We start from the raw sequence: 23,194 nt of genomic DNA on the forward strand, positions 1-23,194 counted from the left end.
CCGGGAACGCAAAGACCAGCGGGCCAGTCGCAGGCGCCACACGTCCCCCTGCCGGTCCGTAGGCAGGGGGACGCGGTCGTTCAGGTGGTCAGGTCACTTGTTCCGGCACATGACGAGCCCCTCGCCGATGCCCTTGAACGTGCCCGTGAGCATGCCGATGGCAGCTCCTTCGGGGCCGCCGCGCAGGGTGCCCATGAGGCCCCCTTTGACGATGCCCTTCCCGATCTTCTCGGCCATGCACTTGTCGTGCTCGTCGCTGTTCTTGGAGGCGGGAGCGGCCATGAAGGAGTTCGCCGCCGTGATCATCCTGACGACCTTCTTCGCAGCTTCGGGGGTGGCGGTGGTGCCGCCACCCAGGGAGAAGGTCGGGGGCGTGATCGTGCCGGCGACGGTGTCGCCGGTGACGCCCTCGATGGTCTGGGTGACGGCGTTGCCGTTCACCGTGAGATCGACCTTGTGGGTCGTGCCGTTGGTGTCCGTGACGGTGCCGGGCTGCACCGTGGCGATCGTGCTACCGTCGGCGTCAGCGACCTGGACACCGCCCTTGTAGGCGGTCAGCTTGCCGCCCGGGGGCACGTCCATGGTGTCCGTCGCGGTCCTCGCGAGAGCGGCAGGCTTGACGTCCGTGCTGCTGGTGCCGCTGCCGGGCGCGTCCGGGCTGGTGTGGGCGACGTACATCGTGGAACCGGCCGCCGAGTTGATGACGGGGACGGTCACGGTCGCGTCGGCGGTCCATGGCTGGTTGTCGGTGTCGAAGGTCCACGTGCCGGTGACCTTCTTGCCGACTGCGGCGAAGTCGACCCATCCGTAGTTCTTGGACGGGACGTCGATCGCGATGCCATTCACGGTGGCCTCGTCGGACTCGTAGGTCTGCGTCGCGGTGAGCTGGCTGGAGATCATCGCCTGGACCGGGACGGAGACACCGACGGAGGACGACACGCCCACGGAGTACGACTGCGCCCAGCCGGAGTGGTAGATCGTGGTGAAGACCTGCTTCATCGTGGATCCGGTGTCGTTGTACCAGACCGACGAGGCGGGCTGGCGGGGCAGGACTTCGGGCCGCCCTTCGGACTTCTCGGTCCACGAGCAGGTGGCGGTCTTCTTGGAACACAGGTCGGCGTAGTAGTCGAGGGCGAGGCTCTTCGCTTCGGCCGACTTCGACGCGGGGACCGTCCATTCCTGGCTCGCGTCGCCGTTGCAGACGTTGGGCTGGGCGAGGATGCCCCACAGGTGGAGGCCACCGCGGTTGTCCATGCACCACTCGGTGCCGCTGGAGTCGTCGCGGCGGACGATGCCGAAGGTGTTGGGCTTGCCGTCGACGGGGCGGAAGTGCCACTGCTCGCCGTCCTTGCCGCAGGACTGCTGTACGGCGGGCTGGGTGGCGTAGATGCACTTCCCGGAGGAGGTGCTGGCGATGTTGAACATGCCGGGCGCGCCGAGCTTGATCAGCCGCCAGTTCGTGTAGTTGGTGCCGTCGGGGGTGACGGATATCTGGTTTCCGTCACCGTTGCCTGTCGCGTTGAGGGTGCCGTCCGGGTTGGTGAACCTCCAGGCATCGGAGTCCGCGGCCTGCGCCGTGGTGGCGGTGGCGACGACGCCGGTGGTGAGCAGGAGCAGGGCGAGGAACGGAGCCGCTAAGAGGCGTCTGAGGCGCTTGAGGCGTCTGTGCATGTGCCCCTCCGTGGTGAGTCGGTGAACTTCCTGTGAAGTGCGACGAGCCTATGAAGACCCCGGACGTGTCGTCCGACCCTTTGATGGTTTGGCTTGATATCAGCCACGGGGTGGTTGCAGTCCTCACACCAGGAGTTTGCACGGGCCGATGAAATCGCAATGAAAACAGAGGAGTTCATGGGGGACTACGGAGCAGCAGGCGTTCTACAACTGACGTCGCAGATCCGGGGCGTCGGCCAGTGCGTACCGCGCCTGGGCCTCGGGCGCCGGTCGGCTGTCGCCATGTACTGAGGCCCCACGCCGTCCCGCCTCATCAGCGCGCCCGCGACGATGCCGTCGGGCAGGCCGGAGCGGCGCTGACGGGGATTGTTCACAACGCCAACCCTGCTGCGGACAGCGGCCGTCGCCATCATTACTCACCCTGATCACACCCCTGGACCAACCCTGAGCTTGCTCTTCAACCTCACGTTGTCGGGGAGTGCCTGGCGGAGGGGAAAATGCGGTGCGTGCTGCCGCCACGCTGGTCAGACTTGCGGACATGACTGAGAAGATCACCCGCATCAACCCCGAACTACTGCATGAGACGCCCGGCTACCACCACATCACGGTGGTAGAGGCAGGGCGTACGGCCTACCTGGCGGGACAGTGCCCACTTGATCGGAACGGTGACCTCGTCGGTTCCGGTTCCCTCGAGATGCAGGTCGACCAGGTGATCGCGAACGCGCTCACCGCCCTGGCGGCGGCGAGTGCCCAGCCGCAACACGTGGTGCGGTCGGTGATCTACGTGCGGAGCGACGAAAGGGGCGACCTCGCAGCCGTATGGCGTCGGCTCACCGAGTCTGCCCTGGGCCCTGCGTTCACCACCGCCAGCACGCTCCTGGGCGTCGCCCAGCTGGGCTTTCCCGGACAGCTCGTCGAGGTGGATCTCACCGTGGCGCTGCCTGACTGATTCCGAACGGCGTATCGCACTGGGTGGCCCAGCTGGGCATTCGCCGGACGGTGGGGCGGCCTTCGTCCGGTCATGTGCTCCGACCAAGGTGCACGTGACCACGACGAAATCGTAAGGGTGAGTCTGCTGCCTGATGGTCGGGGTTTCCACTCCTGAGCGAGCTCCGCGCTCGTGGACAGCGATCTCCCGCATCGCGTACTTGTCCTCGTGCCCGCTGACCGAGGGAGCTTCCGATGCGGCATTGACCTTGCCACTGGCGGCAGGGTTGCACGATGACCGGCATGAACAGCACCGCAGCGCAGAACAACAGGGTCGTCGCCGTCACCGGAGCCGGCACCGGCATCGGCCGGGCCACTGCCCGCGCCTTCGCCGCCGAGGGCGCCGACGTGGTCGCGATCGGGCGGCGTCGCGGACCACTTGAGGAGACTGCGGCCGGGTACGACCGGATCACGCCGCTGCCCGTCGACATCACCGCCGAGGCCGCGCCGGAGCAGATCGTCCGGGCCGTGTCGGAGACACACGGTCGGCTGGACGTCCTGGTCAACAACGCCGGCATCGTACGCAGCGGCGCCCTCGGCACACTGACGCCGGAAGGGATCGCGGCTCAGCTGGCCACCAACCTCGTGGCTCCCATCCTGCTGGCCCAGGCCGTACTGCCGTTCCTGGAAGCGTCGAGCGGCGTGATCGTCAATCTCAGTACGTCGGTGGGACAGCGGGCCTGGCCCGGCAGCTCGGTGTACGCGGCGACCAAGACCGCGCTGGAACTGCTGACCCGCAGTTGGGCAGTCGAGCTGGCACCCCGCGGGGTCCGGGTGGTGGCAGTGGCTCCCGGCGCGATCGACACTCCCATAGCCGAGCATCAGGGCCTGACACGGGAACGGGTGGCCGCAGTGCGGGAGTGGCAGTTGGCGCACACCCCACTGGGCCGGATCGGCCGATCCGAGGAAGTGGCCTGGGCCATCACACAGCTCGCGGCACCGGCCGCGTCGTTCGTCACCGGAGTGGTGCTCCCGGTCGACGGCGGAGCGGTCGTGGCGTGATAGGAGTGCTTCGGGAGGTGGGGCAGATGCGGATAGGTGAGCTGGCCGGAGCAACCGGAACGACGGCTCGTGCGCTACGGCACTACGAGCAGGCCGGGCTGATCTCTTCCGAGCGGGCCTCCAACGGCTATCGCGTCTACGGCGAGCAGGCTGTGGTACGGGTCCGCAACATCCGATACCTGCTGGCCGCCGGGCTCACCCTGGACGATGTGCGCGTGTTCCTGCCGTGTCTGGACGGCGATGTGTCTGCCGCACCGCCGTCGGACAAGGGCCTGCGGGTCGCGTTGGAACGGCTGGCGGTCCTCAATGAGCGCATCGCCGCCCAGACCGAGGCCCGTGACCGGCTGGAAGCCGCGCTCCGGGAGAAGACCGGCGACCGGATCCGCTCAGTGGCTTGATCGATGCCCCCGTGCTCTGGGAGGAAGCAGACAGGGCTTCCCGATCAGCAACGGAGGGCCGCGTCGAGCTCGTCGTACCCACCACCCCGCTCTCGTATCAGCCGAGCCCCCGCAGCCACGCCTCGAGAACCGCATAGTCGCCGTCCGTCAGGCCACGACGTGGATCGACACGATGGAGGAGGGCCCGCCCCGGGTGGTGGGTGGCGACCCAGGTGCGGTCGGTGTCGGTGATCTCGTCGTCGACCCAGACGAACGGGCGCCCCGCCGCCCATGCGACCAGGGCGCGGGTCTTCCAGTGCAGACCACTGCGTTCGTCCAGGTCGTCGGCGTCGGACGGTTCCGGCCACGCCACCATGGCGAGCTGCGGGAGGCCGATGCGAGGGGCGATGCATGCGTTCGCGTCAGCCATCCATGTCGTGGCCCACACCAGCTCGCACGGAAGCGCCGCCAGCCGTCGCCCGTGGTCGGGGTTGATCCTGGTCAGGAGCGGGTTCGCGGCAGCGTCGAGCGATTCGCGGCCTGTGCCATAGGCCGGGTACAGCTCGGGCGCCGCTCCGAACGGGATGAGTGGGCCGTCTACATCGAGGAACAACAGCGGACGCTGCGCATGACCAGTCACAGAGGCACGATAACGACCCCGTCGGCCCGGCCCGGAACGAGCCCACCCGCTCCGTCAGCGGGTGGCGGCGCCGAACCACTTCGGCAGTTGGCCGAGCAGATCCTGCTGGTCTTCACCGACCCACGCCACGTGACCGTCCGGCCTGAGCAGCACCGCGGGCACGTCCGGTTCCTCGCCGGCGTCGACGACGTGGTCGACCCGGTCCGCCCAGCCTTCCACCGAAAGGCGGCCGGTCCGGTCGAGCAGCAGCCCGCGGCCGCCGTGCATCAGCTCATAGAGGCGGCCCTGCTTCAGCTGCACGTCCCGCATCCGCCGGCCGAGCAGCTCGTGGCCCTCGCCGAAGTCGTAGCGGACCCCGACCGCGGTGATCATCTCGGTCACGTACCGGTTCACCTCCTCGAAGTCCATCAGCTTCGAGAACAGCTCCCGCAGCGCCGTCGGCCCCGGGTCGGCGCCCATCAGTGTGATCTGCGCACGCGTGTTGTCCAGCACACGGGCGCCCACCGGGTGCCGTTCGGTGTGGTAGGTGTCCAGCAGCCCCTCCGGGGCCCAGCCGTCGATCTCGGCGGCCAGCTTCCAGCCGAGGTTGAACGCGTCCTGCACACCGAGGTTGAGGCCCTGCCCTCCGGTCGGCGGGTGGATGTGCGCCGCGTCGCCGGCCAGCAGCACCCGGCCGACGCGGTAGCGCTCGGCCTGCCGGGTGGCGTCGCCGAACCGGGACAGCCAGCGCGGCGCGTGCGCGCCGAAGTCGGTGCCCGCGAACGCCCGCAGCTGCTGCTTGAACTCGTCCAGGGTGGTGGGGGCCGTGCGGTCCTCGGCCACCCCGTCGGCGGGCACGATGACGCGGTACGTCCCGTCCCCGAGAGGCATGGCGCCGAACCGCGGCTGATTCTTGTTGACTTCCGCGACGACGGCGGCGATTGTCGCCGGCTCCTCGGTCGCTTCCATGACGCCCAGCAGCGTCTCGACCTTGGCGGGCTCGCCGGGGAAGCCGACTCCGAGCAGCTTGCGCACCGTACTGCGGCCGCCGTCGCACCCGACGAGGTAGCGCGATCGCAGTGGTGTGCCCCCACTCGCGAGCTCGACGGTCACCCCGTCCTCGTCCTGGCTCAGCCCGGTCACTTCACAGCCGCGCCGGATCTCGGCGCCGAGTTCGAGGGCACGCTCATGGAGCAGCCGCTCGGTGAGCGGCTGCGGGGTGGCGACGCCGTACGGGTGCGCGGTGTCCAGCCCGTCCGGCCACGGCTTCATGATCCCGCCGAAGAGACCGCCGACGCTGAACTTCTCGCTGACCGCGAGGAACCGGTCCAGCAGGCCTCGCTGGTCCATCAGCTCGACGCTGCGCGCGTGCAGGCCCTGCCCGCGGGACTCCCCGGTCGGCTCGGTCAGCTTCTCCAGCACGACCACGTGCACGCCGTGCAGCCGCAGCTCGCAGGCCAGCATCAGGCCGGTCGGTCCGCCGCCGGCAACGATCACATCAATCATCAAAAACCCTGTTTCCCCTGGTCCTGGCTTCGGTCGATGATTGTGCGGCACGGCAGGGGCCTTGCCGCAAGCCCCCTGTTGCGCTATATCTTGAAAGTGGCAAGGAGGCGTTTTCCTCCTTGCCTTTCTCTTTTCCCGTCCGCTGGGCCCGCGGCTCGTAGCCCCCGGGTCGCTCGGACGGTCGGGCCTGCGCCACACGCTCGGTGGGCTGGGGCATCACCGGTACGGGAGTGGCCCCGGAGAAGGGGGCCGACCGAGGCGCTCGGCCGCGGACAGATGGCTGCGTCGGCGCGGTGAATCGGGGTAGCCGACGATTACGGAGACGTGCACGTCGACATCGGATCCACCAACGGATGGAGGCCCTCGATGTCCACAGGAATTCTCATCGCGGTCATCGCCGCGATGGTGCTGATCGCTGTGGCGGGCGGCGCTTGGATCATGGTCCGCCGTCGGCAGCATCTGCGGGAGCGGTTCGGCCCCGAGTACGAGCGCACGGTCGAGGCCGGGGACAGCCGCATGGCCGCCGAGCGTGAACTGCGTGCCCGCGAGCAGCGACATGACGACCTCGACCTGAAGTCACTGCCTGCGCCGACGCGTCAACAGTACGCGCAGGACTGGACCAGCGTGCAGGAGCGCTTCGTCGACAGGCCCGAGGAAGCCGTCGGTGAGGCGGACCGCCTGGTGACCCGGCTGATGAGGGAACGCGGCTATCCGACCGATGGGTACGAGCAGCAGCTCAAGGACCTGTCGGTCGCGCACGGGCGCACGCTGGAGCACTACCGCGCCGCCCACGACGTCAACACGCGGGCGGGCAGCAACAAGGCGACCACCGAGGAACTGCGGGGCGCGATGGTTCACTACCGCGCTCTCTTCGACGACCTGCTCACGAACGGCGACCGGCCGGGCGAACGCCTCGCGTGAGAAAGCCCCCGCGCGTCAGCGGAGGGGCTGCGGAGCAAGCACCCGGCGAACCGTTGTGTCAGAGACGTGTATCAGGAACGAGGAGTGAGGAACGATGCAGCGTGAGAACAGGGAAAGGGGCGGCTACGGCGGCCTGACCGGTGAGGACCGTCTCACCACCGAAGACCTTGCCCGCAAGGACAGCGGGCCTGAGGGCGTTTCCCGGCGAGGCCACGGACCCGGGCAAGGGAGAACCTTCGCCCCGGGATTACGGCGAGGAGGACGAGCCGCTTCTTGGCCCTGACGAGGCCCGGGACTTCCGCTCCAGGTGGCAGGCGATCCAGACCGACTTCGTCGATGACCCACAGGACGCGGTGCGCGCGGCCGACCAGTTGGTCGCCGAAGTGATGCAGACCCTGGCCAAGTCGTTCTCCTCCCACAAGGGGGACCTCGAGGGTCAGTGGGGCCGTGGAGAAGAGGTGGTCACCGAAGACCTGCGGATCGCGCTCCAGCGCTACCGCTCGTTCTTCAACCGCCTGCTCAGCACGTGAGGGCCGTGCCCGCATAGCGCGGCCCCGGCGACGGCCGAGCGCAGTCGCCGAACCCATCCGGCCCGTACCGCCCGTGACGCGCTCAGCCGCACGCCGTCGTCCCTGCGGTACGGGCCGGCACGACAGCCTCAGACGGCACTTGCCACCCGCATGGTCGAACTCCAATAGCACACACGGCCAAGAAAGCCTTATCCGCCATACGTGCGTTCCATGGGGGTCGTAGCGTTCCCACCACAAGCCGCCGGGTCGCCACCGGGGCGATTCGCGGCCCAGTCGGGGGAGTTGGGAGCCGTGCCGTTACGTCCTGACGTGTTCACCATGCATTCCGAGAGCTGCCGATCGCGCCCCTTCCGCCGTGCGAGGACCGGTCGGACCGTTGGCGCCACCGTGGCGGCGGGGCTGACCCTGATGCTCGTCGCAGCGTGCTCCAGCGCGGGTTCCGTACCCGCTGCCACGCCGGCGAACCCGCCCGCGACGGCTCTGCGGGGCGGTGCGGTCCCGTCGGCCTCGGTGGCGACCGTCACGCCCGCACTGTCACCGTCCTCGCCACGCTCCGCCCCCGAGACGCACGTGGCCCCGGCGGCGAAACCGCGGCAGCCCATGGCCGGTTCGGACGCGTCACCGGGCGACGCGTCCGCCCTGTGGGGTGCCCACTATCAGGGCACCGCCAAGGTGACCGCCGTCCCGTACGACTACTGCGGGGCGGGTAACTCCCTCGAAGCCGGCCAGGCGAAAGCGTACGAGCTGCCCGCCACGCTCGACCTGGGCAAGCCTCATGACGCCGGCGGGCAGAGCGACGGCAACCCGTTCACGCTGTTGCTCGCTGTCGGGCAGCCTTCGCAGGACGGCGCGATCTCCCTCCATTCGTCCGCGCCGTCCGATCAACTGCTGCTGACGTACTGGCACCTGTCCTGGGACGGCAGCGACCTCAGCGGCGAGCTCACCGACACACACGTCAAGGAGGGCGCCGCCCTCAATCTCGTCAACTGGCCCGGCCTGCTGGTGCCGTGCCGCCCCGAGCTGGGCGCGCTGCCCGGCGGGGCGACGCACGACATCGCCACCGGCTCCACCCTCTCGGGGAGTCTGAGCCGCGGCAGCGCGCTCCTGACGGCCAAGGCGAAGAGCGAGGACGGACTGGTGGAGTTCTCCTTCGACTTCAGCGGGAGCTCCTGAGATGACCACGGTGGACCTCGACCGGTGGGGAGCGCGGATCGCCGTCCTCGTCGCCCCGCACGAGACCGAGCTGGCCGGTGCGGTCGTCCGGGCCTACGCGGCCGGGGGCCGGCGACGGCAGGATCTGTTCCGGGGCACGGGGGACGCGCCCGGCGGCATGGGCGGTTCGCTGATGACCGTACTGCCCGATGTGCTTGACGCCCTGGCCTGGGCGAGCCGGGCGGTCAACGCGGCGCTGGGCAGCCAGCAGGTGGGCAACGCCGTATCGACGGCCGCGCTGCTCGTCGCGGTGCGGTCCAGGCGCGAAGGCGGTACGGGCACCGGCCTGGCGAGGGGCGAGGCGCCGACACCGCAGGACGTGGAGGCCGCGTACCGGATGAGCGAACGGCTACGGGAGCGCGGCATGGAGCCCGCCGACGCCGAACGGCTCGCCTGCGAGCTGTTCTCGGGGCTCTCCGAGCACTCCGACCCCGGAGAAGTCGCCGCGTTTCTCGACCGGTTGCTCACCGCGGAGCCCCCGCAGCCGATGCCCCGGGGCCCGCGCGCGCGGCGGTGGCTGCGGTGGCTGCTCGGCCGGGGCGGCCGGGGATGAACCGGTCACCCGGGCCGCCTCCCTGGCTGTGGCCGGTGACGGTCCTGTACGCGACGCAGGTGCCCGCCGCGATCGGGTGGTGGACAGCGCAGGTCAGGGATCTGACGGGCCACGGGGCCTACTCCGCGCAGATCGCCGCAACATGGGGCATCCGGGTGCTGCTGATCACCTCGGTGGTCCAGGTGCTGCCCCAGGCGTGCGTGGTCGTCGGCGTGCTCGGTGTGTTGCTCCCCTGGGTGCGCCGGTGGCTCGTCGAGCGGCATTACGGACTGCTTCCGCCGGAGGAGGTGGGAACCGGCTCGGGCATCCAGCGGTTCGTCGCCGAGCGCGCGCCCGGGGTGGAGACGCGGATCTCGCTGCGGCGCGGGCAGCCCGCCCGCGTCTACCTCGATGGCCGGCGCGGCACCAGGATCGCGGTGTTCGGCCCCCTCTTCACGCTGTGGGACGAGGACCGCCTGGCGGCCGAGGCGATGCTGCTGCACGAACTGGCCCACCACCGGTCCGGCGAGCAGCATGTCGCCGGGCTCGGCAGCCCACTCACGGGCATGCTGCGGGCCTGGCCGTGGATCTTCGGGCTGTGCGGGCTGCTGCCCGCCGCGCTGTTGCTCGTCGTGGGCGAACCGACAGGTCACGAGTTGCTCGCCCAGGTCGTCTTCGTGATCCTGCGGGTACCGCACTTTCTGATCCTGCCGCTCGGCGCGCTGTGGACGGCGGAGCTCGTCGCCGACCGGTACGCGCGCGCGACGGCGGGTCAGGACGCTGTGCTGCGTGCGCTGCACCGCATCGGGGAGGGCGCCCGACACCGGGGACTCCGGCTCCACCACCCGTCGGTCCGGCTGCGGCGGTGGTGCGTCCTGCGTGCCGACGAGCGGCGGGTCCAGTTCGTGCTGGCCTCGCTGCTGCCCGCCGCCGTCCTCGCCGGCACGCTGCTGGACATCGCCGGTGTGACGGTCGAGTACCGGCTGCTGGCCAAGGACTGGGGGTGGAGTCTGCGCCGGGCCCTGTGGCTGGCACACGACCAGCTCGCCGGCGGGCCCCTGTGGGCGGTGCTGCTCGCCGTCTTCGCCGTCTGGCCATTGCTCGCGCGAGCGTGGTCCCGGCTGTGGGGGTGGCGGGAGGAGCGCAAGGATGCCTTCTCGGTACGGGCTTACGTCGCGGCGGCGCTCGTACCGGTGCTCGTGCTGGCTGTCGGGCTGATCCCGGCGACCGCTCCCCCGCTGCCCTAGGGCATTGCCACGTACGGCCGTTGACTTGATGTCAACGGCCGTCGGGTCGGGGGCAGGTGGGTTCATGGACTACCGGAGGACACCGTGGACGGCCTCGGGGGACGTGGGTGAGAGAGGGGCGGCGGGAGCGGCGTTCTTGGTGGCGAGGGTGGGCGGTGGCGTCACGTAGACGGGAGTGGGATCGGGTTCGGGGGCACAGGTCTTGGCGATGCGGCCGCCACCCTGGGGAAGGCTGCCGTCACGGAGGTAGGCGGTGAAGGTGTCGTCCAGGCAGGCGTTGCCGTGGAAGAGGATCTCGTGGAAGCTGCCGCCCTTCTGGACGACCAGCTTCGAACCGGGCAGCGCGTCGTGCATGGCCAGCCCGCCCTCGTACGGAGTGGCGGCGTCCTCGGTGGCCTGGAAGAGCAGGACGGGCGGCAGGCCCTTGCCGGTGATCTTCATGCGTCCGGCGGTGTTGCCCTGGTAGGGCCAGAACATGCATGCGGCGTTGTACCACATGTTGTTGTAGGTGTAGAAGGGTGCGACGGCGTCGACCTTGGCCTGGTCCTTCTTCCAGAACTCCCAGTCGCGCGGCCAGGCGTTCTCGGTGCACTGCGCCGCGTTGTACGCCGGGAAGGTGCTGTCGTCGGCGCCGGGGGCCGCGTAGCGGTTGTAGGCGATGTTCAGGGGCCGGGTGTCGTGCCGGGTGAGGTAGCCTGAGAGCGCGGTGGCCATCTGGGGCCAGCGCAGGAAGTTGTAGCCACCGCCGTAGAAGGTGTCCTCGAACTCGGCTGGGCCGATCTTGCCCGGGGCCGGGGCTGCGCCGACGGGGTTGCTCCGCAGATCCTTCTCGACCTGGTAGTACGCCTTCTCGACCGTGGCGGCGTCGGTGCCCAGGTGGTAGACGGAGTCGGCCTTGGCCGTCCAGGCCGCGAACGCCTCGAAGCGGCGCTGGTGTTCCTTGTCCTGAAGGATGTTGTGGTCGTACCAGCTGATGGTGGGGCCGACGATGCTGTCCAGCACCATCCGCCGGACGTGCGAGGGGAAGAGCTGGCCGTAGGTGGAGCCGAGCGAGGTGCCCCAGGAGCCGCCATAGAAATTGATCTTCGGTGCTCCGAGCGCCCGCCGGATGCCGTCCATGTCGCGGGCACTGTCGACGGTGGTCATGTGCGGCAGCAGCCAGGACCAGCCGGCCGCGCAGTCGGCGGCGTATCCGGCCGCCTTCTCCAGCCAGGCCTTCGAGGTGCCCTGGCTCACCTGGTAGTCGGGCCGTTCGGCGTCGAAGTAGTGGGCGTCGCAGACGACATGGGGCTCGCTGCCGTTGGTGCCGCGCGGGTCGAAGCCGATCCAGTCGTAGGTCGAGGCGACGTCCTTGGGGAGCTTCCCGGAGATGTACGCGGGCATCCAGAGCCCGGAGTCCCCGGGGCCGCCGGGGTTGAGCAGGATCGGACCCTGCTGCTTGTCCTTGGGCGCGGTGGCGGGCAGCCGGTTCAGCTTGATCTTGATCTTGGCGCCGTTCGGGTGCGCGTAGTCCACCGGTACGTCGAGCAGCGCGCACTGCAACGCGGGCGTGGTGGTGTCGTTGCAGGAGCTCCAGACGAGCTTGCCCTGCCCGGCGCTCCCAGGGGCGGCCGCGCCGGAGGCGGTACCGGCGGACACGCCGGTGAGGGCTGCGACGGCTGCGGCGGCCGAGAGCAGTGCGATGACTTTTCTCATGGAGGGCATGATGTGATATGTGAAATGTTACAGCTATAGCACTGACGGGACGTTATCAAGCTGTGACGCAACCGGAGTTGGCGAAGCCAGACCGGCGAGGAGCCCTGGCACGTTCTTTGCCGGCGAATGCCGGCGTTCACGGGGCTGCCGAACCCCGTGGCGCGAAAGCTACAGTCGACGCGAAGGGCGCCGTGGCCGGGCCGTCGGCGGCCGCTTGTCCGTGCGTCGGCAGGACCCGGCCGGAGAGGGAAGGGGCCGGCCCATGACCGGAGACACCGAGAGATCCTGGATGGGGCGCCGCGGTCTGCTGAGCGGAGCGCTGGCGAGTGGAGCAGCCGTGGTGGCCGGGAATTCCCTCCTCGCCCCCGACGCGCAGGCGCGGGAAAGGGCGGGGGCGGCCGAGGGCTGCCGCGTGCGCCGCCCCCGGCTCCACACCCGCGAGGAATGGCGGGCCGTTCCGCCCACCGATCCGCACGGCGTCCTGGTCGAGCCGTTCGCGCCGGCGCTGATCGTGGTGCACCACATGGACTACCCGAACACCACCGACTATTCGCTGGCGCACGCTTTTCAGCTGTCCAGGGACTGTCAGTACGACCACATGCACAACAACGGGTGGAACGACATCGGCCAGCAACTGACCATCAGCCGTGGCGGGTTCCTCATGGAGGGCAGATATCGCTCCGCCGAGGCCATCCGGAACGGCGATCACGTCATCGGGGCGCAGGTGGCCAACTGGAACACCGCGAGCCTCGGCATCGAGAACGAGGGCACGTACATCACGGAATTACCGCCCGCCGCACAATGGCACGCGCTCGTCGCCACGTGTGCGTGGCTGTGCGAGACGTACGGGCTCCCCCCGATGACCGCGATCGTCGGCCACCGTGACCTCAACCAGCCCGGCACCTCTCTCGCCACGGAGTGCCCCGGCAACGCCCTCTACAAGCAATTGCCGACTCTGCGTAAGCGGGTTTCCGAGGCGATGGGCCTCCCCGTCGGAGACGGCTCCCCCAACCATGTGGCCGCGGAGGTCCCCGCTGCGGCGCCGTCCCGGGAGAAGGACCATGGGCCGGCGACGGGCCCTTCGGACCCCACCCGCTGAGAGTTCCGCAGCCCGGCGAGACTGACGGCATGGATCTGCTGTCACTGCGATATTTCCAGGCCGTGGCCCGGCATCAGCACATCAGCCGGGCCGCGGAGGAACTCCGGGTCGCCCAGCCGTCGGTGAGCCGGACAATCATCCGGCTCGAATCAGAACTCGGCGTTCCGCTGTTCGACCGGCAAGGTCGCCGGATTCGGCTCAACGAGCACGGCGCGGCCTTCCTGCGCCGCGCGGACCGGGCACTGGCCGAACTCGACGACGCCCGGCGCGAGATGGCCGATGCCGCCGGTGACGGGCCGGGCCGGGTCGCCGTGGCGGCCGAGACCCTGCTTCAGCTGGCCGCGGTGCTGGCGGCCTTCCGCGCGCGTCGGCCGGGGGTGAGGGTGCGCCTGTTCCAGGCGCCGGTGGGTTCGATGCTGCGTCATCTGCGCTCCGCCGAGGTGGACTTCGCGCTCGCGTCCCAGCCGCTGACCGGACCTGGACTGTGCTCGGCGGAGGTGGCGCGGGAGGAGGTGCTGCTGGCCGTACCGCTGGGGCACCCGCTGGCCGGCCGGGAGCAGGTGGCGGTGGCCGAGCTGGCCCGTGAAGAGTTCGTCAGCACGCCCGCAGGCCACTGGCAACGCTCCCTTCTGGAACGGCTTTTCGCCCGCGAAGGGCTCACACCGCAGGTGGTGTGCGAAGGTGACGAAGCCTCCGCCACTCCGGAGCTGATCGGCGCGGGGCTGGGCATCGGACTGATGCCGGCCGTCGCCCGGCCGGCCCTCGGCGAGCGGGTCCCGGTGGCCTGGCTGCGACTGGACGCCGCGGACTGCCACCGCACGCTGACCCTGGTGTGGCGCGAGGGCTCCTACCTCTCCCCCGCCGCCCTGGACTTCCGCCGGCTGGTCCTGGAACAGCTCATGCCCCCGGCGTCATGAGCACATGGCGAAACCGGTCGTGGAAGGCATGAGCGGACAGCGCTAGCGTCATGGCCGTCCATCCGGTTCCGGCAGTTCCGACAAGGGAGAGCGACCATGAGCGGGCAACACACCGCCAGGGAAAGCGGTTTCGGCAGCTACGTGGAAGCCATCCTCGACGTGCTGTCCGCCGGGCCACGGCGGGCTGCCGTCACCACCGCCGAGGGGCTGGTGATCAGCGCGGCAGAGCTCCGGGACCAGGTCCACCGGCTCGCCGGGGAGCTGGCGGAGCGCGGGGTCGGCCGTGGCGACACGGTCACCCTGCTCACCGGCAACACCGCCGAGGCCATCGTCGCCCGCTACGCCGCCAATCTGGCCGGCGCCCGGGTGGTCGGCCTCTACGAGGGCATGAGCCCGCCGACCATGGCTCACATCATGGCGAGCGTGGACTGCTCCCTGCTGCTGGTGGACGACCGGCGGCACGCCACGGCCGGGGAACTCCTGCGCCTCGAAGGCGTTCCCGGGCTGCTCTCCCTGGGCCCGGGTGACTTCGCCGAGGACGTACTGGCCGCGGCCGCCCGGCGCCCGGCACGGCCGATGGGCGGCCTGGTGGGGCCGGACGACGACTGGTGCATCCGGCACACCGGCGGGACCACCGGGATTCCCAAGGGCATCCGGATGACCCACGGTTCGTACCGGCGAAGCCTTGACCACCGGCTCGCCGGCGCCGGTGACCCGCCCCGCTATCTCGCCTGCACCGCGCTCGCCCACCTCGCCGGTGTCTTCGTCGACATGACGCTCCATCAGGGCGGCTCGGTGGTCCTGCGGCACGGCTTCGAGCCCGGGGACGTGCTGGCCGCGATCGAGCGCGAGCGCGTCACCCACACCTGGCTGCTGCCGCCGCTGCTCTACCGCCTGCTGGACCACCCGGACCTGGCCGGCACCGATCTGTCGAGCCTGAGCCGGATCAGCTACGGCGGCACCGCCGCCTCGCCGACCAGGCTGCGGCAGGCGGCCAAGGTGCTGGGGCCCGTGCTCTACGGCCTCTACGGGCAGGCCGAGGCGCAGTACATCACCGAGGCGGGCCCCGCGGAGCAGGAGATCACCGGCCGCGGCGGGCAGCTGACAGTCGGCCGGGCCGTACCCGGAGTGGAGATCGCCATCCGGGACGCCGACGGCGCCACGCTCCCGCCCGGGGAGCGCGGCGAGGTGCAGGTGCGCACGCCCTATGTGATGCCCGGCTACTGGAAGCAGCCCGAGCTGACCGCCGAGGTGCTGCGGGACGGCTGGGTGCGCACCGGCGACGTCGGCTATCTCGACGAGGACGGCTACCTCTACATCGTGGACCGGATCAAGGAGATGATCGTGGTCGTCGGGGGTCACGTCTATCCGGCGGAGCTGGAGGACCTGTTGCTCCGCCATCCCGCTGTCGCCCAGTGCGTGGTCTACGGCAGCCGGGACGAGGAGTCGCTGGAGCACGTCCACGCGGCTGTGGTGCCCGCCGCCGGCCTGCGGCCCTCACTGGAGGAGATCCAGGACTTCGTCACTGCTCACAAGGGCCGCCTCTACGCTCCCGAAGCGCTGCACTTGGTGCCGGACATCCCGCTGACGGCGGCGGGCAAACCGGACAGGCAGCTGCTGCGGTCGCGGTTCTCGGGCTGAGGCAAGGCGGGCGCCCCGCCGAAGTCGCCACGAAGCGGGCATCCCGAAGCAGGGCGCCGCTTCACAGGAGCGCGCGCTCGACCTCGACGTGCGGGGGGGGGCGATCGGTCGACGCCAGGAACTCAGCCCGCCGGCGGCGGCCACGCGCCGCGATCCCCGAGCGCGCGCTCGACCTCGGGCAGCGACGCTCCGTACTCGGTGAGGATGTCGGCCACCACGCCGGGGCCGGTGGCCAGTGCCAGCAGGATGTGTTCATCGCCGATGTGGCGCTCGCGCCGGGCCAGCGCGGCACGCAGGGAGCGCTCCAGCACGGCCTTCGCGTCCCGGGTGAAGGGGCGGTGTCCGGCGGGCCGCCAGCGCCTGGGCCTCCGGAGGGTGGCCAGGGCGCCGCGACCGTGGGTGCCCTCGACGCGGGCGACGATCTCGGCGACGTCGATGCCGAGACCGGCCAGCGCCTGCGCGTCCGTCCGGGAGAGCCCGCCGCGCCGCCGGGCCTCCCCCAGCGCCCCCTCCAGAGCCTCGCGCCGCCGGTCCAGGCCGAGGGCGGTCAGGGCGGAGGAGGCCCTGGTGCCCGCGGCGTCGAGCAGCGACAGCAGCAGATGTTCCTCGGTCACGGCCTCCGCCCCGGTTCGCTCGGAGTGCTTGACCGCGCCCTCCACCACGGCGCGTGCGCTGCTGGTGAACTTCTCGAACATCGTCAATGCCTCCCGTACTTCTTGTGCACGGCCTGCCTGCTGACGCCCAGCTCGCTCGCGATCTCCTGCCACGACCAGCCCTGGACCCGGGCACTTCTGACTTGTACGGCCTCGAGCTGCTCGAGCAGCCGCCGCAGCGCGGCGACGGCCCGCAGCCCGACCCGTGGGTCACGGTCACCCGCCCGCTCGGCGAGATCGGTTGCCTCGGTCATGGCTGTCAACCTACATTGACACGGGGAGGGTGTCAACCCTAGTTGACACAAGGCGGTCCCGCTCAGGGCGCGATGGGCAGCTGCCGCTTGTGCTCGGTGAACCGGTAGCGGCGGACGATCGACGCGAAGGCGGCCTCGCCGACCGGCTTCCCCTCCAGGAAGTCGTCGATCTCGTCGTACGTGACGCCGAGCGCGTCCTCGTCCGGCTTGCCCGGATCCAGCGTCTCCAGGTCCGCCGTCGGGACCTTCCACACCAGCTCCGACGGCGCGCCCAGCGCCTCCGACACGGCGCGCACGCGCCGCTTCGTGAGCCCGGTGAGCGGGACCACGTCGGCCGCGCCGTCCCCGAACTTGGTGAAGAAGCCGGAGACCGCCTCGGCGGCATGGTCGGTGCCCACGACCAGCCCGTCGTGCGCGCCCGCCACCGTGTACTGCGCGACCATGCGCTGCCGGGCCTTGATGTTGCCGTGCACGAAGTCCTGGTGGCGCGCGTCACGGAAGACCGTGCCCCCGGCGAGCGCCGCCTCCAGCGCGGCGTCGCTCGCGGCCCGCACGTCGACGGTCAGGACCCGGTCGGGCCTGATGAACTCCAGCGCCAGCTGCGCGTCCTTCTCGTCGGCCTGGGTGCCGTACGGCAGGCGCATGGCGAAGAACGTCGCCTCGTGCCCGGCGGCACGCGCCCGCTCGACCGCGAGCTGGCACAGCCGGCCCGCCGTCGTGGAGTCCACCCCGCCGCTGATGCCCAGCACGAGGGAGCGCAGGCCCGTGGAGGTCAGCCGGCCGGCGAGGAAGGCCACCCGGCGCTCGATCTCCTGATGTGCGTCGAAGGACGCGCTCACCTGGAGTTCCCGGGCGATCTCCTGCTGCGGGGATATGGAAGCCAGGTCGGTCACGGGTTGCTCCTTGGTCGCGCTCGCGGGTGGGGTCGTCACGCGCCATCGGAGCGCGCGAGGACGGAAGAACTCTAGACGGAGCCCGCGACGTGCCATGATCGACGGTCCTCGGCCGGCCGGTGCCGCCCCGCACCCCGCCCGGCTCCCAGGTCCGCGCGGCCCGGCCACCAGGCCCAATGGGGCTCCCCGCAGGGGTGAGCGGCGTGCCGTGCATTGCCGTTCGAGTTTGCCCGTGACCGGTAGGGGTTAGTCGAATGCGCGGAACAAGCCAGGGATCACCGCGGCGGGCGCGGAGAGGCGGCAGACCCCGCACCGCCCCCGCACACGCGACGCCGTGGGGCACGGGAAAGGCGAGGATGACGGCCCAGAATGCAGCCGCCCCGGGTGAAGGCGGGTTTCCGCCCCACCCGCTGCGTGAGTACGCCCTGCTGGCCGACGGCGAACGGGGCATCCTCGTCGGACCCCGGGGCGACTTCGCGTGGATGTGCGCGCCGCGATGGGACTCGGACGCCGTGTTCTCCACCCTCATCGGTGGCGACGGCATCTACGCCGTCACGCCGGTGGGACGCTGCGTATGGGGTGCCTACTACGAAAAGGGCTCCCTGATCTGGCGCAGCCGCTGGGTGACCGACGACAGCATCATCGAGTGCCGCGAGGCGCTCGCCTTCCCCGGCGATCCCCATCACATCGTCGTCCTGCGCCGGATCATCGCCTGTGAGCATCCCGCCAGGGTGGCCGTGACGCTCGATCCGCGTGCCGCCTTCGACCGCCATCCCTTGCGTGAACTGACGCAGGAGAACGGCGGAGTGTGGCGCGGCCGCCTCGGTGACCTGCGGATGCGCTGGTCCGGCGGCGCCCGGGCGCGGCCCGCGGGACCGGAGGAGAACCGGCTGGCCATGGAACTGACGGTCGAGGCCGGCGAGCACCACGATCTCGTACTGGAGATCAGCGACCGGGCGCTCCCGGACGAACCACCGGACGCGGAGCGCTCCTGGAAGGCGACCGAGGCGGCGTGGCAGCAGGCGGTGCCGCGCCTCGAACACACCATCGCGCAGCGGGACGCGCGCCACGCGTACACCGTGCTGCGCGGCCTGACCGGATCGGCCGGCGGCATGGTCGCGGCCGCCACCACCAGCCTGCCCGAGCGGGCAGGGGAAGGCCGCAACTACGACTACCGGTACGTGTGGATCCGCGACCAGTGCTACGCCGGGCAAGCCGTCGCCGCCGCGGGAGCCCACCCGCTGCTCGACGACGCGGTGCGCTTCGTCGCCGCCCGCGTGCACGAGGACGGCCCGCACCTGGCCCCCGCCTACACCGTGGAGGGGCGCACCGTCCCCGACCAGCGCCGCCTGGACCTGCCCGGCTACCCCGGCGGCTACGACCTGGTCGGCAACCACGTCAAGGAACAGTTCCAGCTGGACGGGTTCGGCGAGGCCCTGCTGCTCTTCGCGGCGGCGGCCCGCCACGGCCGGCTGGACGCCGACAGCTGGCGGGCGGCGGAGATCGCCGCCGACGCGATCGCCCGGCGCCGGCAGGAGCCCGACGCCGGGGTGTGGGAGCTGTCCCCCCGCCCCTGGGCACACAGCCGCCTCTGCTGCGCCGCCGGCCTGCGGGCCATCGCCGGGGCCGGGGCGCCCGCGTCCCGGCAGGCCCAGTGGATGTCCCTCGCCGACCGCCTCGTCGCCGACACCTCCGCCCGCAGCCTCAACCCCGCGGGGCACTGGCAGCGCTCGCCCGGCGACCCGCAACTGGACGGCTCACTGCTGCTGCCACCCCTTCGCGGGGCGGTTTCCGCCGACGACCCCCGCACCGTCGCCACGCTGCGCGCCTACACCGCTCAGCTGACGGAGGATCATTTCGCCTACCGCTTCCGTCACGACGAGCGCCCACTGGGATCCGCTGAGGGGGCGTTCCTGCTGTGCGGGTTCGTCGTGGCGCTCGCCGAGCACCAGCAGGGCCGGGAGGTATCGGCGCACCGCTGGTTCGAGCGCAACCGGGCGGCCTGCGGCCCGGCCGGGCTGTACTCCGAGGAGTACGACGTCTCCCAGCGGCAGATGCGCGGCAACCTTCCCCAGGCGTTCGTCCACGCCCTGATGCTCGAATGCGCGGCGCGGCTGGCGGTCCCCTGGCCCTGCTCCTGAGTCCAGCGGGTCCTGGGCGGCACCGAACCGACGAACCGCGCCGAGCTCGTCGAGGGTGGAGAGCGTAGACGCGACCAGGGCTTCGCAACCGATCAACAATTACTCAACGCGCTTGTTCAACATGTGCAGTTGAGGATATTCCGGCCGTCCTCCGGAACGGACCGGAAGCCCGCCGGGCCCGCGCGGCAGCGCGTGCACGTCGTGCGATGAGCGCGATGTCGGGAATGTCGACCGGCCCCGCCGTCCAGGGTGTGGCGGCGATCACGACTGGATCAAGCCCCGTGGCGCGCCCGAACGCGCCTCCCGGGCCGGGATGAACGAGTGTTTCGGCGCTCCGCTTCCAGGGCCGCCTCGGGGCAGGCAGCCCCGGGTCACAGCTGCGACCAGCACGCTTACCCGCATTCGCCGGGGCGCCGGCGTGCGTCAAGACCGCGTCGCCCGCCAGCCTTGGCCGTCCGGCGTGAAACGGGTACGTCGGTTCCGGCCGTGGGTCGACCGAAAAATCCGTCAGCCTGCCGGAGGCCGGTCACAAGCCGGGGTACTACCGCTTCCTCGTCTGGCCTCAGGCGCAGAACCCCGACGGCACGACGAGCGTCACCAGCTGGGACCCGGCCAAGCCGGATGACGCCTTCCAGCTCGGCAGTGTCTACTACCGCTACCAGGCCCCCCGGAGCATCGACACGGGTCTGCGCGCCGTCATCAAGACCGCGCAGCTGTCGGCCACCGCCGGGCAGGACCGCCAGATCTTCCCGCCGTTCGTCATCCGCAACACCGGGCAGCGCACCATCGACACGGTCAAGGTCGTCTTCACCGCCCCGGCAGGCCTGCGGTTCGTGGAGGACCTGGTGCGCTTCACCCGCTGGTACGACGAGAAGACCGAGGTCACCGCGCCCGGCGTCCTCTCGGCCGACCGCCGCACCCTGACCTGCCCCGCCGTCCGCCTGGACCTGGAGCCGACCGGGCCGGGCAAGTTCACCTGGGTGTCGGTCTACCCGGGCCTGGAGGTCGAACCCACGGCGCACGGCACGCTCCAGGTGGACATCCAGCTGGGCGAGCCGGTCTTCGCCACCGCCCAGGACACGGTCGTCATCGAGCCCAAGAGCTGACCGCACGACGAGGGGAGTGACAGGGGTGCCGCACTCCGGTGCGGCACCCCGCCCCTCGGCACCGCGCCGACCGATCCACATCAGACCGCAGTCGACAGCAGCACCGACGGTTCCAGGAGCGCACCCCATGCGATGGCCGCGCATCACCCCTCGCACGACCGCCCGCCCCGTGCCCGTCCACGACCGGCAGGACGACGCGGCCCCCGGGCCCCGCGTCGTGGCGTTGATCCCCGCCCACAACGAGGCCGAGCGCATCGCCGCGTCCCTCGCGGCACTGCACCGGCAGGAGCGCCCGCCGCACCGCGTCGTCGTGGTGGCCGACAACTGCACCGACGACACACCGCAGATCGCGCGGGCCAACGGCGCGACCGTCATCGCCTCGCGGGCAAACCGGCACAAGAAGGCCGGCGCCCTCAACCAGGCCCTCGACAGCGTCCTCCACGAGCTCACGGCCACGGACTTCGTCCTCGTCCAGGACGCCGACACCGTACTCCGGCCCTCCTTCGTCGCCAGCGCCATCGAGGCCATGGACCGCACCGTCGGCGCCGTGGGCGGCATCTTCTACGGAGAGCACGGCGGCGGCCTCCTCGGCGCCCTCCAGCGCATCGAATTCCACCGCTACGCGCGCGAGATAGCCCGGCGCGGCTACCGCGCCGACGTCCTGACCGGCACCGCCACCCTCTTCCGCGTCCGCACCCTGCGCGAGCTCAAGGCCGCCCGGCTGGACGGCCGCATCGGCGGCGGCACCTCGTACTACTCACTCGCCTCCCTGACGGAGGACGACGAGATCACCAAGGCGGTCCGTACCCTGGGCTACCGCACGGTGTCCCCGCCAGGCTGCGCCGTCGTCACCGAGGTCATGACGAGCCTGCCCAAGCTCTGGCACCAGCGGCTGCGCTGGCAGCGCGGCGCTCTGGAGAACCTGCGCGACTACGGCTGGACGAAGGTCACCGCCCCGTACATCATCCGCCAGGGCTTCATGGGCCTGTCCGTTCTCTTCCTCGCCCTCTACCTCGTCTTCACCGCCTGGATGCTGGCCCGGGGCCGTCCGGAGTTCACACCCTTCTGGCTGGCCGTCGGCGCGGTCTTCATCGCCGAGAAGGTCGTCACCGCGCGCGGCGCCGGGTGGAGGTCACAGCTGCTGGCGGGCACGCTCGCCGTCGAGCTCGCCTACGACATGTTCCAGCACGCCGTCTACTTGCGCTCCTTGTGGGACATGGCCCGTCGCCGCGAGGAACGCTGGTGCGCCACGTGATGTACGGAGCGCTGCCGCCGCTCGGCGCGGTGGGGGCCGGGGGTGCCTCGGCCCTCTCTGCCCTCTCGGTCCGCAGGCAGGATGCCGGATTCCAGGCCCTGGCCACCGTCGTCGCGGCGACCACCTTGATCATGGCCGGTGCCTCGCTCCGCAAACTCCTGCCGGCCGGAGGCCGCTTCGCCGAGGCCACCGTCGCCTGGCGGACGTCCCGGCGTACGACCGCCCGTACCGACTGGATCGCGGTGCCGTGACCACCGGCCGCCGGACGCGGATCACTTGGTCTTCCACCGGTGGCCGGGGAGGAAGCGCACGTCGTACCGCTGGGGCACGGTCGCGAACTTCTCCGGTTCCGGGACGACGGGCTCGCGCGGCAGGCCGAGTTCTTCCGCGGGCGCGCCGAGATTCTCGAAGAACCGCTCGAAGGTGCCGCCGGGCCCGGCGGCGACGCCTACGACCTGGCTGTGGTGGCGCTCCATGCGGTAGGCGTGCGGGCAGTTCTTGGGGACGAAGCCGAAGTCGCCCGGGGTGAGGAGCCTCTCCTGCTGGTCGCCGTCGGTGTCCTCGACGAACAGGCGGACGGCGCCGGCGGTGACGTAGAAGACCTCGTAGGTGTCGGGGTGCACGTGGGCCGGGATGAGGTTGCCCTTGGGGCCTTCGACCGTGAAGAAGTTGAAGGCGTTCTCGGTCTGTTCACCGCCCGCGTAGATGGTGATCAGGTCGCCGAACAGGTGGGCGCGGTCCCCCTCGCCCTTCTCGACGAAGTAGGGCTTGCCCGGCTCCGCGGGGATGCGTGAGGCCCGCCGGTAGGCGGTGGCGTACTCGATCGTCATGGTCTCTCCGGGTCCGGAAGTCGAATGTCAGGTAGCCTGACATAGTGGTTCGCCGGACGGCAAACCGCCCCTCCCGGATCCGTCACGCCCCGCCCACCCGCCATTG

Annotated in this window: 23 protein-coding genes; 15 read left to right on the forward strand and 8 right to left on the reverse strand. The window is 70.8% G+C overall.

The features are described 5' to 3' along the window. Nucleotides 1–93: 93 nt before the first annotated feature. Nucleotides 94–1,671 (reverse strand): RICIN domain-containing protein, encoded by a 1,578-nt coding sequence (locus ACFY1P_RS04440; RefSeq protein ID WP_390749662.1) that lies wholly within the window; start codon nucleotides 1,669–1,671, stop codon nucleotides 94–96. Between the two features lie 538 nt (nucleotides 1,672–2,209). Here ACFY1P_RS04440 and ACFY1P_RS04445 point away from each other — a divergent pair. From ACFY1P_RS04445 to ACFY1P_RS04455, 3 genes are all read left to right on the forward strand, one after another. Continuing rightward, a complete protein-coding gene (locus ACFY1P_RS04445) occupies nucleotides 2,210–2,620 on the forward strand; it encodes a RidA family protein (protein WP_390749663.1) in 411 nt (136 codons plus the stop codon). A gap of 272 nt (nucleotides 2,621–2,892) precedes the next feature. Beyond that, nucleotides 2,893–3,660: an SDR family NAD(P)-dependent oxidoreductase gene (locus tag ACFY1P_RS04450; RefSeq protein WP_390749664.1), complete on the forward strand. Its 768-nt coding sequence runs from the start codon at nucleotides 2,893–2,895 to the stop codon at nucleotides 3,658–3,660. 26 nt (nucleotides 3,661–3,686) lie between these two features. Beyond that, nucleotides 3,687–4,058 (forward strand): MerR family transcriptional regulator, encoded by a 372-nt coding sequence (locus ACFY1P_RS04455; protein ID WP_390749665.1) that lies wholly within the window; start codon nucleotides 3,687–3,689, stop codon nucleotides 4,056–4,058. Nucleotides 4,059–4,155: 97 nt separating this feature from the next. Here ACFY1P_RS04455 and ACFY1P_RS04460 read toward each other — a convergent pair whose 3' ends face one another. Continuing rightward, nucleotides 4,156–4,677 carry an HAD domain-containing protein gene (locus ACFY1P_RS04460; RefSeq protein ID WP_390749666.1) on the reverse strand — a complete coding sequence of 174 codons (522 nt, stop codon included), beginning with the start codon at nucleotides 4,675–4,677 and terminating at the stop codon, nucleotides 4,156–4,158. A 54-nt stretch (nucleotides 4,678–4,731) separates the two neighbouring features. Further along, a complete protein-coding gene (rox, locus tag ACFY1P_RS04465; RefSeq protein ID WP_390749667.1) occupies nucleotides 4,732–6,162 on the reverse strand; it encodes a rifampin monooxygenase in 1,431 nt (476 codons plus the stop codon). Nucleotides 6,163–6,528: 366 nt separating this feature from the next. Here rox and ACFY1P_RS04470 point away from each other — a divergent pair, with 366 nt between their 5' ends. The 5 genes from ACFY1P_RS04470 (at nucleotide 6,529) to ACFY1P_RS04490 (ending at nucleotide 10,604) form a co-directional block, all read left to right on the forward strand. Next, a complete protein-coding gene (locus ACFY1P_RS04470; protein WP_390749668.1) occupies nucleotides 6,529–7,083 on the forward strand; it encodes a hypothetical protein in 555 nt (184 codons plus the stop codon). A gap of 167 nt (nucleotides 7,084–7,250) precedes the next feature. After that, entirely contained in the window at nucleotides 7,251–7,613 is a 363-nt protein-coding gene (locus ACFY1P_RS04475; RefSeq protein WP_390749669.1) for a hypothetical protein, read from the forward strand. 510 nt (nucleotides 7,614–8,123) lie between these two features. Continuing rightward, on the forward strand, nucleotides 8,124–8,786 hold the full coding sequence (locus tag ACFY1P_RS04480; protein WP_390749670.1) for a hypothetical protein: 663 nt from the start codon (nucleotides 8,124–8,126) through the stop codon (nucleotides 8,784–8,786). A 1-nt stretch (nucleotide 8,787) separates the two neighbouring features. After that, entirely contained in the window at nucleotides 8,788–9,378 is a 591-nt protein-coding gene (locus ACFY1P_RS04485) for a hypothetical protein (protein WP_390749671.1), read from the forward strand. Further along, complete coding sequence (locus tag ACFY1P_RS04490; protein WP_390749672.1) at nucleotides 9,375–10,604, forward strand: hypothetical protein; 1,230 nt, start codon at nucleotides 9,375–9,377, stop codon at nucleotides 10,602–10,604. The genes ACFY1P_RS04485 and ACFY1P_RS04490 overlap by 4 nt, the downstream gene beginning before the upstream one ends. Before the next feature lie 69 nt (nucleotides 10,605–10,673). On the opposite strand, the gene ACFY1P_RS04495 is transcribed toward ACFY1P_RS04490, so the two are convergent. Continuing rightward, nucleotides 10,674–12,299, reverse strand: coding sequence for an alpha/beta hydrolase (locus tag ACFY1P_RS04495; RefSeq protein WP_390749673.1), 1,626 nt, complete (start codon nucleotides 12,297–12,299; stop codon nucleotides 10,674–10,676). Between the two features lie 262 nt (nucleotides 12,300–12,561). On the opposite strand from ACFY1P_RS04495, the gene ACFY1P_RS04500 reads away from it, so the two are divergent. The 3 genes from ACFY1P_RS04500 (at nucleotide 12,562) to ACFY1P_RS04510 (ending at nucleotide 15,956) form a co-directional block, all read left to right on the forward strand. Next, nucleotides 12,562–13,398: a peptidoglycan recognition family protein gene (locus ACFY1P_RS04500; RefSeq protein WP_390749674.1), complete on the forward strand. Its 837-nt coding sequence runs from the start codon at nucleotides 12,562–12,564 to the stop codon at nucleotides 13,396–13,398. A 29-nt stretch (nucleotides 13,399–13,427) separates the two neighbouring features. Next, nucleotides 13,428–14,315 carry a LysR family transcriptional regulator gene (locus ACFY1P_RS04505; RefSeq protein WP_361520513.1) on the forward strand — a complete coding sequence of 296 codons (888 nt, stop codon included), beginning with the start codon at nucleotides 13,428–13,430 and terminating at the stop codon, nucleotides 14,313–14,315. 96 nt (nucleotides 14,316–14,411) lie between these two features. Next, nucleotides 14,412–15,956 (forward strand): AMP-binding protein, encoded by a 1,545-nt coding sequence (locus ACFY1P_RS04510; RefSeq protein WP_390749675.1) that lies wholly within the window; start codon nucleotides 14,412–14,414, stop codon nucleotides 15,954–15,956. Between the two features lie 122 nt (nucleotides 15,957–16,078). Here ACFY1P_RS04510 and ACFY1P_RS04515 read toward each other — a convergent pair whose 3' ends face one another. The 3 genes from ACFY1P_RS04515 to nadE all read right to left on the reverse strand — a co-directional run bounded on the left by ACFY1P_RS04515 (nucleotide 16,079) and on the right by nadE (nucleotide 17,756). After that, on the reverse strand, nucleotides 16,079–16,651 hold the full coding sequence (locus tag ACFY1P_RS04515) for a Clp protease N-terminal domain-containing protein (protein WP_390749806.1): 573 nt from the start codon (nucleotides 16,649–16,651) through the stop codon (nucleotides 16,079–16,081). 2 nt (nucleotides 16,652–16,653) lie between these two features. Beyond that, on the reverse strand, nucleotides 16,654–16,863 hold the full coding sequence (locus ACFY1P_RS04520; protein WP_361520522.1) for a sigma factor-like helix-turn-helix DNA-binding protein: 210 nt from the start codon (nucleotides 16,861–16,863) through the stop codon (nucleotides 16,654–16,656). A 62-nt stretch (nucleotides 16,864–16,925) separates the two neighbouring features. Continuing rightward, a complete protein-coding gene (gene nadE, locus ACFY1P_RS04525) occupies nucleotides 16,926–17,756 on the reverse strand; it encodes an ammonia-dependent NAD(+) synthetase (RefSeq protein WP_361520525.1) in 831 nt (276 codons plus the stop codon). A 356-nt stretch (nucleotides 17,757–18,112) separates the two neighbouring features. Between nadE and ACFY1P_RS04530 the strand changes: the two genes are divergently transcribed. The 4 genes from ACFY1P_RS04530 (at nucleotide 18,113) to ACFY1P_RS04545 (ending at nucleotide 22,509) form a co-directional block, all read left to right on the forward strand. Continuing rightward, the gene (locus ACFY1P_RS04530) at nucleotides 18,113–19,897 is read left to right on the forward strand and encodes a glycoside hydrolase family 15 protein (protein ID WP_390749676.1); all 1,785 of its coding nucleotides are present in this window, start codon (nucleotides 18,113–18,115) and stop codon (nucleotides 19,895–19,897) included. Between the two features lie 833 nt (nucleotides 19,898–20,730). Next, the gene (locus tag ACFY1P_RS04535; RefSeq protein WP_361520531.1) at nucleotides 20,731–21,003 is read left to right on the forward strand and encodes a hypothetical protein; all 273 of its coding nucleotides are present in this window, start codon (nucleotides 20,731–20,733) and stop codon (nucleotides 21,001–21,003) included. Nucleotides 21,004–21,130: 127 nt separating this feature from the next. Further along, nucleotides 21,131–22,258: a glycosyltransferase gene (locus ACFY1P_RS04540; RefSeq protein WP_390749677.1), complete on the forward strand. Its 1,128-nt coding sequence runs from the start codon at nucleotides 21,131–21,133 to the stop codon at nucleotides 22,256–22,258. Further along, complete coding sequence (locus tag ACFY1P_RS04545; RefSeq protein ID WP_390749678.1) at nucleotides 22,246–22,509, forward strand: hypothetical protein; 264 nt, start codon at nucleotides 22,246–22,248, stop codon at nucleotides 22,507–22,509. The genes ACFY1P_RS04540 and ACFY1P_RS04545 overlap by 13 nt, the downstream gene beginning before the upstream one ends. 21 nt (nucleotides 22,510–22,530) lie before the next feature. Here the strand turns inward: ACFY1P_RS04545 and ACFY1P_RS04550 are convergent, their stop codons facing one another. Then, nucleotides 22,531–23,088 carry a quercetin 2,3-dioxygenase gene (locus ACFY1P_RS04550; protein ID WP_361520537.1) on the reverse strand — a complete coding sequence of 186 codons (558 nt, stop codon included), beginning with the start codon at nucleotides 23,086–23,088 and terminating at the stop codon, nucleotides 22,531–22,533. Nucleotides 23,089–23,194 lie beyond the last annotated feature (106 nt).

The sequence above is a fragment of the Streptomyces sp. NPDC001407 genome (assembly GCF_042895325.1).
Classification (GTDB): Bacteria; Actinomycetota; Actinomycetes; order Streptomycetales; family Streptomycetaceae; genus Streptomyces.